This is a genomic window from Paenibacillus sp. MB22_1 (assembly GCF_047200555.1).
Taxonomy (GTDB): domain Bacteria; phylum Bacillota; class Bacilli; order Paenibacillales; family Paenibacillaceae; genus Fontibacillus; species Fontibacillus phoenicis.
The window spans coordinates 1,922,769-1,936,306 of the sequence record NZ_JBLADV010000001.1; the positions used below are offsets into that span (position 1 = coordinate 1,922,769).

The following is a 13,538-nucleotide window of genomic DNA, read 5'->3' on the forward strand; positions in this document are numbered from 1 at the left end:
GAGGCTTCCTCCTTTCTCTTAAGCAACGATGGGCTAGATCAAGCTCCCGCGATATTCTCTTCGCCGCGTAAGACAGGTCCACGCCAGATCAATGGCAAATAACAATAGTAGCGCCGGCCCAACCACCGGCCATACAGGAGAAACGCTTCGATAGGCCTGTTCCGCCAGCGGGTGCACCACTTTCAGCGTGAATACCGACAGAACGCCCCAATACAACGAAAACTTCAGACAAATATGGCCGCCAAGCTGGAAGCGCAACCCCGAATAATCCCACCATCTCCGACCAAACAACATCAGCAGCAAGCAGCCGCTAACTCCTTCCACTACGGTGGGGATGATTAAGCACAGCAATCCGGTAAGCAGTAGCCGGTGTCCTCCACCCTCCTGGACAAGCCACAGCAACAGAACTGGGGCAACGCCGTACATCGGCTTAAACGGTCCTTTCATAAAACCTTCCTTCCAGAACTCGCCTTGCGTAAAAAGGTTGTACACATTTTCGAGCAGCCAGCCAAATAACGCATACAGCAGAAAGTAAAAAGCGATTTCTCCCGCCGTCAATCCACACCAGCCTCCTTTCTGCTAGTATGACTGTCCCTGTCCGGAAACATGCGCTACGCCGCCCTTACCTGAGCTTGATCCAACCTATAAAAAAAGCCCCCCGGAGAGTGAAGCCTTAAATCAGACTTCTCTCCCCAGGGGTCGGCTCTCTTCCCATCAGCCCTGCACCTGGATCTTCTTCAACGTCTGGACCCGTTCTTGAATTAGCGTAATAAATTCCCGTGCCGCCGCACCAAGGTATTTATCCTTCAGGTACACGATCCCTACCTTCCGGGTCAAAGAAGGATTCCGCAGCGGAAGGAGGCATAATTTTTCCAAATCGTACATTTCCAACAGCGTCTTGGACAGGATCGTTACGCCTGCGCCGGAACGGACTAGCTGCAGCAAGGAATCGATGGTGGTTGTTTCGATGTGGGGGTGCAGCGTAAACCCCTTGATTGCACAAGCCGCATCAACCAGTTGGCGGCAGCGATGCGTCTCGGGAAACATCACCACCGGCTCTTGCGCAATCCGCTTGAAATCGACGGAGGATTGCCCGGCGAGCGGATGATCCGGCGAAGCGACGAAATAGAATTCTTCATTATAGAGAGGAATGACCGCAAACCGTTCGTCTTCCTCCTGCAGGATCGTCACAGCAAAGTCCGCCTCCCCCGATACCAAGTTTTCGACGACGTCTTCGACCCCCAGCAGTTTGAGGTGCAAGCGGGGATGCCGCGGGTAAAATTCACTTTAAACGGACTAACTTCTGCGACTGCATCCATCATTCGCCTTGGAAGGAATAAGCCCTTTCGCAGCAGCTTGACGGAACAACCCTTTTTCCGCACTTATTTAGCCGCCTCCATCGTTCACTTCACCCTTCTCTTTTTTCCGCCAATAAAGGGTTGACCTGAAATGCATTTCATCGATTAAAGTATCTTCAGATAATGAATCGGAACAATCGAGGTGAAGAACCGATGTATGGTTACGAGGAGACGATCGCTGAAATGGAACAGCGCCACGCCGCATGGCTCCAGCTCTTGGACCAATCAGCCGATCGGTTGGAGGAGGCGCTGCTGGAGCTGCCGGTGCCGCAGAACGTAAAGGCGTATGCCTACTTGCAGGGATTAACCCGGTTTCATAACTCGCTGCTTGCCTTGCGTTTGCTTGTCGTTTCCGGTTTCAGCGAGGAGGCAGCCGGTCTGTTGCGTCACATGACAGAAGCGGCGGCGATGGTAAGATACATCTCGATGAGCGGGGATTCGCAAGTATGGCCCCTCGTCGAGGAAGCGGGGTCTGTTCCTTGGGATCCAGCTGACGCCGCCAAACCGGATGGCGTTCCAAACCCGCGAACGCTTGCGGAGCAAGAAGACTGGTTTCCGCCGATTGGCCCCTCCCCGTTTGATGCAACCGACCTGCTTTCCAAGGGGTGCCGACTGGCTGAACTACTGCTGGAAACCCTCCCGGAATAAGGTCCTTATGGCGTTTCTACTGGAGGGTTCAGCGAGAAACCGTCACTTCGTGATATAGTAGAAAACAAGCATGTGACGTGCGTAAGCTGCTGGATCAGGGAGGTTTTAGTAGAAATCATGTTTAACCAAATTGTATGCGCGGACAACGTTGGGCTCGAAGCCTGGGCCTTCGAGGAATTGCAAAAGCACTCGAAACAGCCCATCCTTCGGTTTGACCACGATCCGCAAAGCAAAGACGAGTTAATGGAAAGGATCCAAGGAGCGGATTGTGTCTTGATATCCTGGAGAACGAGAATCGATGATGAGGTGATCGCAAAGAGCCCTGCGATTCGATATATCGGAATGTGCTGCAGCCTGTATGATGAGCGGTCGGCCAACGTCGATATCCCTGCGGCAAGGGCCCGCGGCATCGAGGTTCGTGGCGTCCGGGATTACGGCGATGAAGGGGTTGCCGAATTCATTTTGAGCGAGCTCATCCGTTTGCTCAAAGGCTTGGGCCCGCACCAATGGCAAAGTGAACCGATTGAGCTGCAGCAGCGCAAGCTGGGGATCATCGGGATGGGCGCGACCGGCAAAATTTTAGCGCATCGGGCTTCCGCCTTCGGCATGCAAGTCCAATATTTCAGCCGGAGCCGCAAACCGGATTGCGAGCAGGCAGGGTATGCATATGCTCCGCTTCACGATCTGCTGCAAACCTCAGAAATCATCTCCATGCATTTGCCTAGAAACACCCAGCTCCTTGGGCCCGAAGAATTCGCCGCTTTGGGGCATGGTAAAATTTTGGTGAATACCTCTCTGGGTGCACCATTTGATGCCGCTGCCTTTCGGGAATGGGTCCAAGCGAGCGGAAACTATGCGATTTTTGACGCGGACGGTGCCGGGGAGTTCAAAGCTGAGCTTCACCGCTACCCCCAAATCATCTATACCGCGAAAGTATCGGGTTTCACCCGGGAAGCAAGGGGACGGTTATCCCATAAAGTACTGGACAATCTAACGGGGTATCTTAGCACGAACCCATGAAAAAACAGCCTCCCAACCGCTCCGAAGAGCGAGTTTGCGAGGCTGTTCTTTATAAGATGCGGTCGAGAGGACTCGAACCTCCACGGGGGGTTAGCCCACACGGACCTGAACCGTGCGCGTCTGCCAATTCCGCCACGACCGCATATATATGGGTTGATGCATCGTTTGCAGCAACAGAATTTATATTATCACTTATTTTTTAAAGAGTCAACAAAAAAATACCTAGTCCAACATGCAGATGATAGTTCAGAGGGGCTGGTATTAAGCTCTAACTCCCTTTATACTTGATACTTGAAAATATCCCGATGTATGAACTTGGAAATGGAGACCTTTATCGATGTTGACTCATTCCAATCCTTCAATTAAGAAGCAGATTTATGATCGAATTTCATTTCTCGGCACCGTCTCCAAAGCCGATTTAATGAACGAATTTCCGCTCACCCCCAGCAGCATGACGCGGTTCCTGGAGGAGATGACCTCCCGGGGGCTGCTCGTCATCTCCGGGCTGGGGAACTCGACCGGCGGCCGCAAGCCGATCCTGTTCCAGACCAATCCGAAGTATCGGTATATCTTGGGGCTGGAGATTTCCCGAATTTACTCGGTCCTCGGATTGTATGACATGCATTTGACCCCGTTGTCGCGGGCCCGCTGGAAAATGGACGAACACATGACGCCGGAGGTGCTGTCTGACCTTGTTGCCGACACCGCCAAGACGTTTCTTCAAGAGCACGGCATCACATCCGCCGACGTTCTGGGTCTCGGCATCGGGGCGGTGGGCCCGCTGGATCACCAAAACGGCATCATCCTCGAACCGGAGTGGTTCCCCGCACCTTACTGGAGCCATGTCCCGATCTGTGCCATGCTTGAAGAAAGGCTCGGAATCCCCGCCAAGCTTGACAACGGCGCCAACACAGCGCTGATCGGCGAACACTGGGCGCTGCGCTCGGATACAATCCGGCATGCCCTTTATGTGCATGTTGGCGTAAATATCCGTTCAGCCGCCATGTCGGAAGGCCGGATTCTCCGGGGCGCCGCCGATACCGAGGGAGCGATTGGGCAAATGATCATTCAGATGAATGGGCCAAAGCTCCGCAATAAAGGCAACTCCGGCGCGTTGGAAGCTTTTGTGTCCGTACCTGCGCTGGAAGATCGGGTACGTGCAGAGCTGAAAGCCGGCCGCAGCAGCGTGTTGTCCGGCCTAGCCCCGGAGCAGATCAACTTCGCCACCCTTGTGGACGCTCTGTCGCAGGATGATCCGCTGGTTAAGGAACAATTTCAGGAAACGGCCGTTTGCCTCGGAACCGGATTGGCCAATTTGATTAATGCTTTGCACCCCGAATACGTTGTGCTAGGCGGCCCTCTGATCAGCGCACACCCGCTTGTCTTTGATACCGCGGTGGAGGTCGCCAAGCAAAATGCTTACCATTATCCCGAGTATAATCCGCTGTTCACCCAAGGGCAGCTGACCGAATCCGCCGTGGCCACAGGAGCCGCCTTGATGGTGTTGCAGCGCTGGTCAGGCGAATAGAATATCCCCCAAAGGCGTTGTATGCACAACGTCTTTGGTGTTTTTTAAGCGGCTACCTCTTATCTCCCCTTCCGTTCCCATGCCGATATTCGCTGGGGGACTTACCCGTGGATTTCTTAAATTGGCGTGAGAAGTACAGCGCATCATTAAAACCAACGGACGACGCAATTTGGTCGATCGTTAACGGGCCGGCAAGCAGCTCCTTCGCTTTCTCAATCCTGACCTTCGTTAAATACTGCTTCGGCGACAGTCCTGTCCGGGCCTTGAAGGCGCTGAACAGATGGGCCCGATGGTACCCTAAATTGCGCGCCAGCTCTTCAATGCCGATTTGCTGCGGATATTGCAGCTGGAACCAACGGATCGCCTGCTCCACCTGCCGGTCGATCATTGCCGGCTCCTTCGCAGCGGAACGAGGCAGGTGTTCCCGGTTCGCAACCCCAAAATGATGAAGCAGCAGCGTCACCCAGCCTGCCGCCTCGAGGCTTTCCAAATGCGGGTGATCGCTTTGGCGGAACGACGATCGCAGGCGAGCGTAAAGCTCCCGTAATTCCTCCGGCTCCCCGGAGCTAACCACCGGTTTATCCGGCGTAATGCCGACATCCGCCAGCTGCCGAAGGACACCCGAACCTCTTAACGCAACCCATGCGTAATGCCACGGATCTAGGGAATCCGCCTCGTAAGTGAACAATCCCTCTGGAAAAATGACAAAGGTATCCCCCGTCCGGCAAGAATATTCCTGTCCTCCCCAGGTATACGTCCCCTTCCCTTCAAACACCGTATGCAGCAAAAAATAGTCATGCACGGACGGCCCGATGCGATGGTTCGGGTGCGGCCGCCCTTGTCCGCTAAACAAGACCGTGATGTCCCGCTCCCGGTCATCAGGGTTCATATGGACTTCAAACAAGTCGTGCTCGGGAATCAATCACCACAACCTCCTGAAAGCATAATGGCCTGCTCTCCCTAGCGTAAGGGATGGCAGGCCAAAATACAACATTCCTCCATACTTCCCTTTCATTCCTCCATACCTTTCTTTCAGGTGGAGAGCTATATTGAGGAGGAAAAAGGAGGAGATCTAACATGTCCAAAATTACATTTATCGGGGCTGGAAGTACGGTATTCGCCAAAAACGTGTTAGGCGATTGCATGTTGACTCCCGCGTTGCAGGGCTTCGAGCTGGCTTTGTACGATATCGACCTGCAGCGCCTCAAAGATTCGGAGAACATGCTAAACAATCTGAAGCACAGCAGCGGCAGCACATGCGTCGTGAAAGCCTTCACCGACCGGAAGGAAGCGCTGAGAGGCGCGAAATACGTCATCAACGCCATCCAGGTCGGCGGATACGATCCGTGTACGATTACGGATTTTGAGATTCCGAAGAAATACGGGCTGCGCCAAACGATCGCCGATACAGTGGGGATCGGCGGCATTTTCCGCAACCTGCGGACGATTCCTGTCATGCTGGACTTTGCCGCGGATATCCGTGAAGTTTGCCCGGACGCCTTATTCCTTAACTACACGAACCCGATGGCCGTGTTGACCAACGTCATGAATACATATGGCCAGGTTCGTACCGTTGGTCTCTGCCACAGCGTGCAGGTTTGTGTTCCGGGATTGTTCGACAGCCTGGGGCTGGACGCAACCGGGGTTCAGGCAAAAATCGCAGGCATCAACCACATGGCTTGGCTGCTCGAAGTCACCCGGGACGGCGTTGACCTCTATCCCGAAATCAAACGGCTTGCGGCAGAGAAGCAAAAGCAGCCGCATCATGATATGGTCCGTTTCGAATTAATGTTGAAATTTGGTTACTACGTGACAGAATCGTCGGAGCATAACGCTGAATATCATCCATATTTCATCAAACGAAATTACCCTGAACTGATTGATCGTTTCCAAATCCCGCTGGATGAATACCCGCGCCGCTGTGTCGAGCAAATCTCGAATTGGGAGCGCATGCGCGAGGAGCTCGTCGGCAACCGGGAACTGACGCATGAGCGCACGCACGAATATGCTTCGTACATCATGGAAGCCATTGAAACCAATGTCCCGTTCAAAATCGGCGGCAACGTCATGAATACGGGGCTGATTCCGAACCTCCCGGCCGAAGCCTGCGTGGAAGTTCCCTGCCTCGTGGATGCCAGCGGCGTAACTCCTACCTATGTTGGAAATCTGCCGCCGCAATGCGCTGCCTTAAACCGGACGAACATCAATACCCAGCTCTTGACGATCGAGGCGGCGATCACCCGCAAGAAGGAGCATATCTACCATGCCGCCATGCTGGATCCCCACACGTCCGCTGAGCTGTCCATCGACGATATTATCGCGATGTGTGATGACTTGATCGAAGCGCATGGGGATTGGCTGCCAACTTATCATTAATGGCGAGCCCCTCGTTATTTCACCGACCCGATCATCCCGGCCACAAAATGCTTCTGCATCACGAAGAAAACAATGGCCGTCGGGAGCGTCGAAATGACAATCGCCAGCATGATCAGCCCGTAATCCGGTGAATAGCTGGAACCCAGCGTGGAGATCAGCAGCGGCACCGTCTGCTTCTGAGGTGTTTGCAGCACGATCAGCGGCCACATATAGTTGTTCCAGCTGCTCATAAACGTGATAATCGCCGCTGCCGCATACGTTGTCTTCATCGTAGGCACATAAACGCGGAAGAACATCCCCAGCTCGGATAAACCGTCGATCCGGCCCGCTTCCAGCAGCTCCTTCGGGAACATCTTGGTGCTCTGGCGGAAGAAGAAGATCAGAAACGCTGTCGTCATCGTCGGCAGCACAACCGCGGCCAGCGTGTCGATACCGATCAAGGGCAATAGATTGGTAATTCGGCCGAACATGCGGTAGAGCGGCACCATCAAAGCCGCAAAAGGCAGCATCATCGACAGCAGCAGCACGTTAAATACCATGTCCTTCGCTTTGCTGCGGTAAATCTCGAAGCCATAACCCGCCAGTGAAGCGATCAGCAGGGCGAGCAGCGTCGTGGAGACGGAGACGGCCAGCGAATTCTTAAGCGCATTTAGGATATCAACGGAATCCAGCAGGTTGCGCAGGTTTGCCCCAAAATGGGAGCCCGGCAGCAGCTTGCCCCGGGTGACGTCCACCGACGGGTTTGTCGAGCTCACAATAATCCATAGAAACGGAAAAATCGAGACAAACGCCGCTACGGCAAGGAATACGTACATGGAAATTCGTTTGGCCGCCCTAAGCATCGCGATCACCTGCCACTTTAAACTGGATGATGGATAAGAGAACGATCATCACTACGATGGAATACGACACCGTTGCCGCATACCCGAAATTCGCCGAGTATTTAAACGATAGATTGTAAATGTATTGCGAGATCGTAGAACTGGCATTCCCGGGTCCGCCCTGCGTAATGTTCATCACTTCGTCGAACAGCTGCAGCGTGCCGATCGTCGAGGTGATCGAGGTAAATAAAATAATCGGCTTCAGGAGCGGAATCGTAATTCGGAAAAACTGTGTAACCGCCGACGCCCCGTCGATTTTGGCCGCTTCGTAAATCGTTGGCTCGATATTTTGAATCCCCGACAGGTAAAAAATCATGTTGTATCCGGTCCACCGCCAAGTAATAGCGATAATGATCGTCACCTTCGCCCAGAACGGGACCGGCGGCATCCCGGGCTTCATCGATCGCTTTGAAATAAGCGTATTTTAATCCGTCCAGTTCCTTCGCTTCACGGTGAAGCTCCAAGGTGGCAATTGTGACATGGAAGACAGCGTTCCCCAGGAACGATTTGAATTCAAAAGGCGTTTGCAAGTAACTGCCGGCCGCTTCGGCGGCGAGCTCCCGCAATCTCGCGAATACTTCCTCCGCCTGCCCCCGCTTCAGTCCGGACAGCAGTTCCTTCATGTCGAACGCAGGAAGCGCGCGAGCCGGAGGCGCTCATCCGCCTGTAGGACGGTTTTCCCCGGAAAATAAAACCGAAAGCCCAGCAGCTTCTGCCAATCATCCCGATACACTTTCCCCAAGTCGCTCAGCTCTGTAAATTCGCCGCCGATAACCCACGTTGTCTCCGGCATTGCCTCCGCCTTGTTCCGCGCGTACTCGCGAATCGCCTCGATCACTTCCTGGCTGTACGCACCGGAAAAATTCAGCAGCATCAGCAACCTTTTGTCCCCAGTAAAAATACTTTGGAACCGCACCGGAACAGACAGCTCGCATAATCGGCTTTCCAGCCCTGTCGCAAGCCCCTCCACCATAAATGTTCACTTCTGATGACAGCGGTTACATAAAAAGTTGAAACGGCGAAATCCCGCCGCTTCAACGTCACCGCAGGTTCAGCCGATAATTCACGGCGTATTCCGCCTCTAAATAAACAGGATTAAGACCAGCACAACCGCCAGCACGCCGATGGCGTACATCACGCCCAGCCGGAGCCAATTTCGGCCCGATTGTTGGGTATAACGCGGATTTTCCTCCCGGTTGCTTTGCGATTGCCCGATCCTTATCGTCGCGATCAAACCAAATGCCAAGATTAGAATAATGACTAGAATTAACCACACCATACTGCCACCCTTACCTTCCTATAGGAGTCGTCGTCCCTATTATATAAGACCGGGTCAATAGCGTACTATAGCATCTTCCTTCCTTGCGCTTAATATATTTGAAATCAGGAAGACGCAGGGAGGGTGGAATATGGAACTTAACCAGAATCAAGTCCAGCGCGCGATGTTCTTAGCCGCAGTGTGCAGCCAGACCTATGCGCAATTCAAAAATCCGGACGGTTCATTTGTCCTTCCGCCTCCCTATGCGCTGTACGATACGCTTGAAGCGAAATCTTTGATCGGAGTATGGGAACGCTTCGGATTTATTTGGCATTCGCCGGATGAGATCATCATCGCTTTCCGGGGAACAAGCTCGGCCTCCAATTGGATCGCCGATGCCATCGCAACCCAGCAGAAATTCAAATGGGCCAAGGATGCCGGCAGCACGCACCGGGGATTTACCGGGATTTATGCATCGGCCCGCCGCCAGATTCACTCGGCGCTGCGCTGGCTGCCAGAGGACAAAACGTTATATCTCACCGGTCACAGCCTCGGGGCCGCTTTAGCTACGCTATGTGCCATGGATATCGCCGCCAATACGAACCGGGTTCCCATCCTGTTTACGTTTGGTTCTCCCCGCGTTGGAGACCCGGATTTCGTTCAAGCTTTTACTCAGTACGTCCCGAACAGTTACCGAATTCATAACGAATTTGATGCGGTGACCCACATCCCTCCGACTGTGTTCAAGCTGCCCAAACAAGCGAAAACCTACTACTACCGACATGTCCCCGCCTCTTACCCCTTGTACTTCGCCGATACTTCATTATCTACCAATCATGGGATCGGCAGCTATTTTGCCGAATTGGCTAGGCTTGATCCGGGTTACGCACAATATTTATCCACCGTAAACCCTGCCTTCTGCCCGGAACCCTCCTAAGCGCTGAAAAAAGCCGCTGCCCGGCAACATATGCCCGGCTAGCGGCTTTTGAGTTCAATAAGGTTATTTCCCGCCGGCCGGCAGTTTCATGGAAGGCTGCTTACTAATGATCGACGAGTGAACCATCAACCCTTGTTCGTCATATACGATGAAGCCGCCGCTTCCTTCCGTGTTCACGGTAATCGTCCGCCCGGCCAAGGAAGGCTGAATGTTAAACCATCTTGCCTGGCCGCTCGGTTGAATGGTGATCTTCGATGATTTGCTCATCCAGATGCTGAAGCTCCCGGATTAACGTAAGCAACATTTGCTTGATCTGCTCACGCTGCCGCTCTTCATCATCACAAACCGCCACTCGGAACAATTCGGCCTCACCTCGCTTGGATCGTTGGTCTCCTGCCCGCACTTCTTGAATGATTATCCCTTTCGATCAGAATGCTCACCTTGGTTCTTCTTCCCCTCTGATCCAACGGGATCAGGCTGCAAAAGAACGGACCGAAAGGGGCAGATCCGCTGTTCATGCCTAGTATGCAAAAAAGCTCTTAAATTCTACAGGAGAATTCAAGAGCTTCTTACAGTTGAACGAATGCGGTCGAGAGGACTCGAACCTCCACGGGGGGTTAGCCCACACGGACCTGAACCGTGCGCGTCTGCCAATTCCGCCACGACCGCTTAGTGTTACCTCTCCGCGAAAGCCGTTAAACCATTTTTCGCGGCGACAAGATATAAAATATCATGCACCGCGAAAAGAGTCAAGCCTTTTTTTTCATTTTCACAGCTGACGCATGAAAATGTTTGTAGGTCTTGCGAATGGCTAAAATGCCGTTTTTACGGGGTATCCTATGAACTTTTCCGGAAAATATCCGGCTGTACGGCTGCATCACCACCTTCTCGTGATGTACTTTCTTCTTTGAGCGTACTTTTTTTCCTTATAATGGACAGACGTGTTGCGTCGCACTCTTGGATTCTTTATGCACATTTGCAGGTCATGAAGCAAAACGCAGGTACCTCTTCTGTTCCTGAAGTTCCCGCATCCGTACGAGGTCTAACCACGGACTCGCAATCGTTTCCCGCAGCAGCCGAAGAAATCCGCGAATGCCGAACTGAGAAGTTAATGCCGCCACAACTTCAACCAGTCCGGCCAGTTCATTCATCAAATGGGCCAGATGCATAAGGTAGTGGTATCCTCTCATCGCGTTCCAATCATAGGCGAAAACATGCTCGTACTGGTACCCTTGCCGTTTCTCTTGCAGGATGTCGTTCTCCAGTCCCCAGCGGCTCCGGGCCATCACGTTGCAACGCACATGCAGGTTGCGCTCATGGAGCGGTTCGCTGGAAAGCCAGGCATGGCGGGAGGTTTTCGTGACGATCTTGGCCTGCTCATCTGCTTCTTCCCACGTTTCTTCACAGACGACGACGTGTACGGTCTGCTTCAACCGTTCATTGGAGCCATAAACGTATTCGATGTCATTCGTATACCGGAATGTCTGGGCTCTCCCCTTCCAAGTGCGGGTGACGGTCTGCTCCGGATGGAGCTTCATGAGCGCATGTGCTTCCTTCCATACGCTCAGCAGCGAATCGTTCTGCAGCACGATCATAAATTCCCACCGGTTTTTGCGGCAAAGCGCCATCACCGGACCGTTGGCATACAAGCCATCCAGCAGAAGCGTCACGGGCAAGCGGGGAAACGCCGCTTTCAGTCGTGCCGCCAGCCGGTAAAACGCCTTTAATTCACAATCCTGTTTGCTGCTCCCTTCATCGACCGTGTTATCCAGAAATTCGCTCATCAGCGGCAACACCAACCCGCTGGGAAACACCAGCTTCGCTTCCAGCAGATACACATAGTATTCCGGCTCTTCTTTGCCGCCCGGTTTCCGGTGCAGTTGCTCTTCGGACAAACACGTTTGCGTCACCAATTTTTGTGTGCCGTCTACCGCGATCAGATATCGTTTCTTCACCAGATCGTTTCGAAACTTTTTGCTTCGGATGAGCCGCCGAAGCAGCTTCAGGTGCGCCTGCTCAATCTCCTGTACTTCGATCCGCTCCAGCAACCGGCACAGCGTATCGTGATGCGGCAAACTTTCCAGTTCGGGAAACAACGCCTTTAGATTCTCGTACAGCACAGGACGGCTCATCTCGCGTCCGGCTTCCCGCCGCGACGCATATTGAAACACAAACGCCAGTATCCCGTACAGCATCAGCACGGTGAGCTTGTGCTTGACTTTGTTGGGATGGCGCGGATCCTCGATCTTCCCCAGGTCATGCAGCAGCCCCGGCAGCAGTTGCCGGAATACGTTCAGGGTTCCCTCCACCGCCTGCTGTCTTCCCGCCTTTTCCTCTTCCGGCGTCTTCCATATGCTGTTGCGATTCGGAAGCGTTGCTTTACGCGGCATGGCTATGCCCTGCTTCTGCTGACGGACTCGGAGCATCTTCTGGCTTCTTCTTTTGGCTTTGCGGCGTAACTGGGCTGCGGACACCGGTTTACTCATCCCGCTCACCCCCGGATACGGGCAGCGAACACAGCTGCGCTCGAAAATCCCGCCGCAGCGGATAGACAAAGATGCGTTTCCGGCTTAGCGCATGCTCGTGTGTTCGGTCCATGCGCCCCCGTCCGGCGGTAAGACCAAGATCGATCCAATTGGCCGCCCGGTAACACGTCCCTGCGTAATGCGCCGTGTCCACGAATGTCTCCAGCAGTACGGGTGCATAGCCGTATCGCTCCTGCCAATCGACGACGATTTGGCATGATGCTATCGCCAGCGCTTTGCTCGCCAGGTTCTTGATCTTCACCCATGGAAAGATGAGAAACCGAGTATTGTTCACGACCAGATGCAAACGCTGGCTGCGGTCTTCCCTGCTCCAGCCAATCCAGTTGTCGCGTTCAGCCAAGGCCCATGCCGACGCAGAAAACAGCAGACATCCGAGCCGACGCTTCGGTTCGGCGCTTGACCAGATAAAGTAGCGCTGATGGGCGCCAAACGGGCGTTTGTAGCCCAGCATGTGGTAACGTTCAATGAAACTGTTCCAAAGGCGAACATCGGCTTGGTCTTGAACGGGTTCCAAAGCGATTGGGGCATATTGAGATACAGTGCCGGAAAGAACTGCTTGCTCCTGAAGTTCATCACTTTGCGCGAAAGGAACATAAGGATTACGAACGACCGTCTTCCGCTTTGCCGGAAGAACAATCTCACCCTTGGCTTCCAACTTCTCAAGCAATGCCATACAGGCATCTCGCTTATACTTTCCGTTAGGAGCGAACCATTCAAGCCCCTCACAGATGGTATGTGCCAACTCTGTTCGGGTTAAGTGCTTGAACCGGCGTACGATGTACTTGATATCTTCCAACTCTTGCTTGGTAAATATCCGTCCAGCTAACAGCTCCGAGTCCTGAGTCATAAAGATTTCGCCCCCCCCCACAGGTTCCCACACTATTATCGCATAGTGTTTTTGCCTTGTCCAGCACGGGATTGCGAAAAAGTTTTTTCGACGATCTATGAAAACCCGCGTCAAATGTTACATCTCAGTTTCATGCGTC

The 13,538-nt window shown here is 53.4% G+C and carries 14 protein-coding genes, 2 tRNA genes and 2 pseudogenes; 5 read left to right on the plus strand and 13 right to left on the minus strand.

Going from position 1 to position 13,538, the window contains the following annotated elements; all coding sequences use genetic code 11:
* Positions 1-33 precede the first annotated feature (33 nt).
* Both ACL02P_RS08975 and ACL02P_RS08980 read right to left on the minus strand, forming a co-directional pair.
* Entirely contained in the window at positions 34-558 is a 525-nt protein-coding gene (locus tag ACL02P_RS08975; protein ID WP_009222850.1) for a putative ABC transporter permease, read from the minus strand.
* Positions 559-714: 156 nt separating this feature from the next.
* Positions 715-1,272: pseudogene (locus ACL02P_RS08980) on the minus strand (LysR family transcriptional regulator substrate-binding protein); the annotation flags it as partial.
* Between the two features lie 239 nt (positions 1,273-1,511).
* Here ACL02P_RS08980 and ACL02P_RS08985 point away from each other — a divergent pair.
* Positions 1,512-2,006, plus strand: a complete 495-nt coding sequence (locus ACL02P_RS08985; protein ID WP_036643696.1) for a hypothetical protein — start codon at positions 1,512-1,514, stop codon at positions 2,004-2,006.
* A gap of 117 nt (positions 2,007-2,123) precedes the next feature.
* Positions 2,124-3,026, plus strand: a complete 903-nt coding sequence (locus ACL02P_RS08990) for a D-isomer specific 2-hydroxyacid dehydrogenase family protein (RefSeq protein WP_009222847.1) — start codon at positions 2,124-2,126, stop codon at positions 3,024-3,026.
* Positions 3,027-3,083: 57 nt separating this feature from the next.
* On the opposite strand, the gene ACL02P_RS08995 is transcribed toward ACL02P_RS08990, so the two are convergent.
* Positions 3,084-3,168: transfer RNA gene (locus ACL02P_RS08995), tRNA-Leu, on the minus strand.
* A gap of 195 nt (positions 3,169-3,363) precedes the next feature.
* Here ACL02P_RS08995 and ACL02P_RS09000 point away from each other — a divergent pair.
* The gene (locus tag ACL02P_RS09000; RefSeq protein ID WP_009222846.1) at positions 3,364-4,554 is read left to right on the plus strand and encodes an ROK family protein; all 1,191 of its coding nucleotides are present in this window, start codon (positions 3,364-3,366) and stop codon (positions 4,552-4,554) included.
* 52 nt (positions 4,555-4,606) lie between these two features.
* Here ACL02P_RS09000 and ACL02P_RS09005 read toward each other — a convergent pair whose 3' ends face one another.
* Positions 4,607-5,476 carry a helix-turn-helix transcriptional regulator gene (locus ACL02P_RS09005; RefSeq protein ID WP_009222845.1) on the minus strand — a complete coding sequence of 290 codons (870 nt, stop codon included), beginning with the start codon at positions 5,474-5,476 and terminating at the stop codon, positions 4,607-4,609.
* Positions 5,477-5,631: 155 nt separating this feature from the next.
* Between ACL02P_RS09005 and ACL02P_RS09010 the strand changes: the two genes are divergently transcribed.
* Positions 5,632-6,930: an alpha-glucosidase/alpha-galactosidase gene (locus ACL02P_RS09010; protein ID WP_009222844.1), complete on the plus strand. Its 1,299-nt coding sequence runs from the start codon at positions 5,632-5,634 to the stop codon at positions 6,928-6,930.
* A 14-nt stretch (positions 6,931-6,944) separates the two neighbouring features.
* Here ACL02P_RS09010 and ACL02P_RS09015 read toward each other — a convergent pair whose 3' ends face one another.
* The 4 genes and pseudogenes from ACL02P_RS09015 to ACL02P_RS09030 form a co-directional block, all read right to left on the minus strand.
* Positions 6,945-7,772, minus strand: a complete 828-nt coding sequence (locus ACL02P_RS09015) for a carbohydrate ABC transporter permease (protein ID WP_009222843.1) — start codon at positions 7,770-7,772, stop codon at positions 6,945-6,947.
* Positions 7,765-8,187 (minus strand): annotated as a pseudogene (locus ACL02P_RS09020) (carbohydrate ABC transporter permease); the annotation flags it as partial. The pseudogene ACL02P_RS09020 and the gene ACL02P_RS09015, both read right to left, overlap by 8 nt.
* Before the next feature lie 243 nt (positions 8,188-8,430).
* Positions 8,431-8,784: a hypothetical protein gene (locus ACL02P_RS09025; RefSeq protein WP_009222838.1), complete on the minus strand. Its 354-nt coding sequence runs from the start codon at positions 8,782-8,784 to the stop codon at positions 8,431-8,433.
* Positions 8,785-8,892: 108 nt separating this feature from the next.
* On the minus strand, positions 8,893-9,090 hold the full coding sequence (locus ACL02P_RS09030) for a hypothetical protein (RefSeq protein ID WP_412837148.1): 198 nt from the start codon (positions 9,088-9,090) through the stop codon (positions 8,893-8,895).
* Between the two features lie 130 nt (positions 9,091-9,220).
* On the opposite strand from ACL02P_RS09030, the gene ACL02P_RS09035 reads away from it, so the two are divergent.
* The gene (locus ACL02P_RS09035) at positions 9,221-10,006 is read left to right on the plus strand and encodes a lipase family protein (RefSeq protein WP_260071344.1); all 786 of its coding nucleotides are present in this window, start codon (positions 9,221-9,223) and stop codon (positions 10,004-10,006) included.
* Positions 10,007-10,069: 63 nt separating this feature from the next.
* On the opposite strand, the gene ACL02P_RS09040 is transcribed toward ACL02P_RS09035, so the two are convergent.
* From ACL02P_RS09040 to ACL02P_RS09060, 5 genes are all read right to left on the minus strand, one after another.
* Positions 10,070-10,273 carry a hypothetical protein gene (locus tag ACL02P_RS09040; protein ID WP_009222835.1) on the minus strand — a complete coding sequence of 68 codons (204 nt, stop codon included), beginning with the start codon at positions 10,271-10,273 and terminating at the stop codon, positions 10,070-10,072.
* The gene (locus ACL02P_RS09045; RefSeq protein WP_339301988.1) at positions 10,218-10,367 is read right to left on the minus strand and encodes a hypothetical protein; all 150 of its coding nucleotides are present in this window, start codon (positions 10,365-10,367) and stop codon (positions 10,218-10,220) included. Before ACL02P_RS09045 ends, ACL02P_RS09040 begins: the two co-directional genes overlap by 56 nt.
* Before the next feature lie 223 nt (positions 10,368-10,590).
* Positions 10,591-10,675 (minus strand) — tRNA-Leu (locus ACL02P_RS09050).
* Positions 10,676-10,989: 314 nt separating this feature from the next.
* The gene (locus ACL02P_RS09055; protein WP_412836758.1) at positions 10,990-12,492 is read right to left on the minus strand and encodes a transposase family protein; all 1,503 of its coding nucleotides are present in this window, start codon (positions 12,490-12,492) and stop codon (positions 10,990-10,992) included.
* Positions 12,485-13,399 (minus strand): DUF4338 domain-containing protein, encoded by a 915-nt coding sequence (locus ACL02P_RS09060; protein ID WP_412836711.1) that lies wholly within the window; start codon positions 13,397-13,399, stop codon positions 12,485-12,487. Before ACL02P_RS09060 ends, ACL02P_RS09055 begins: the two co-directional genes overlap by 8 nt.
* Positions 13,400-13,538: the final 139 nt, after the last annotated feature.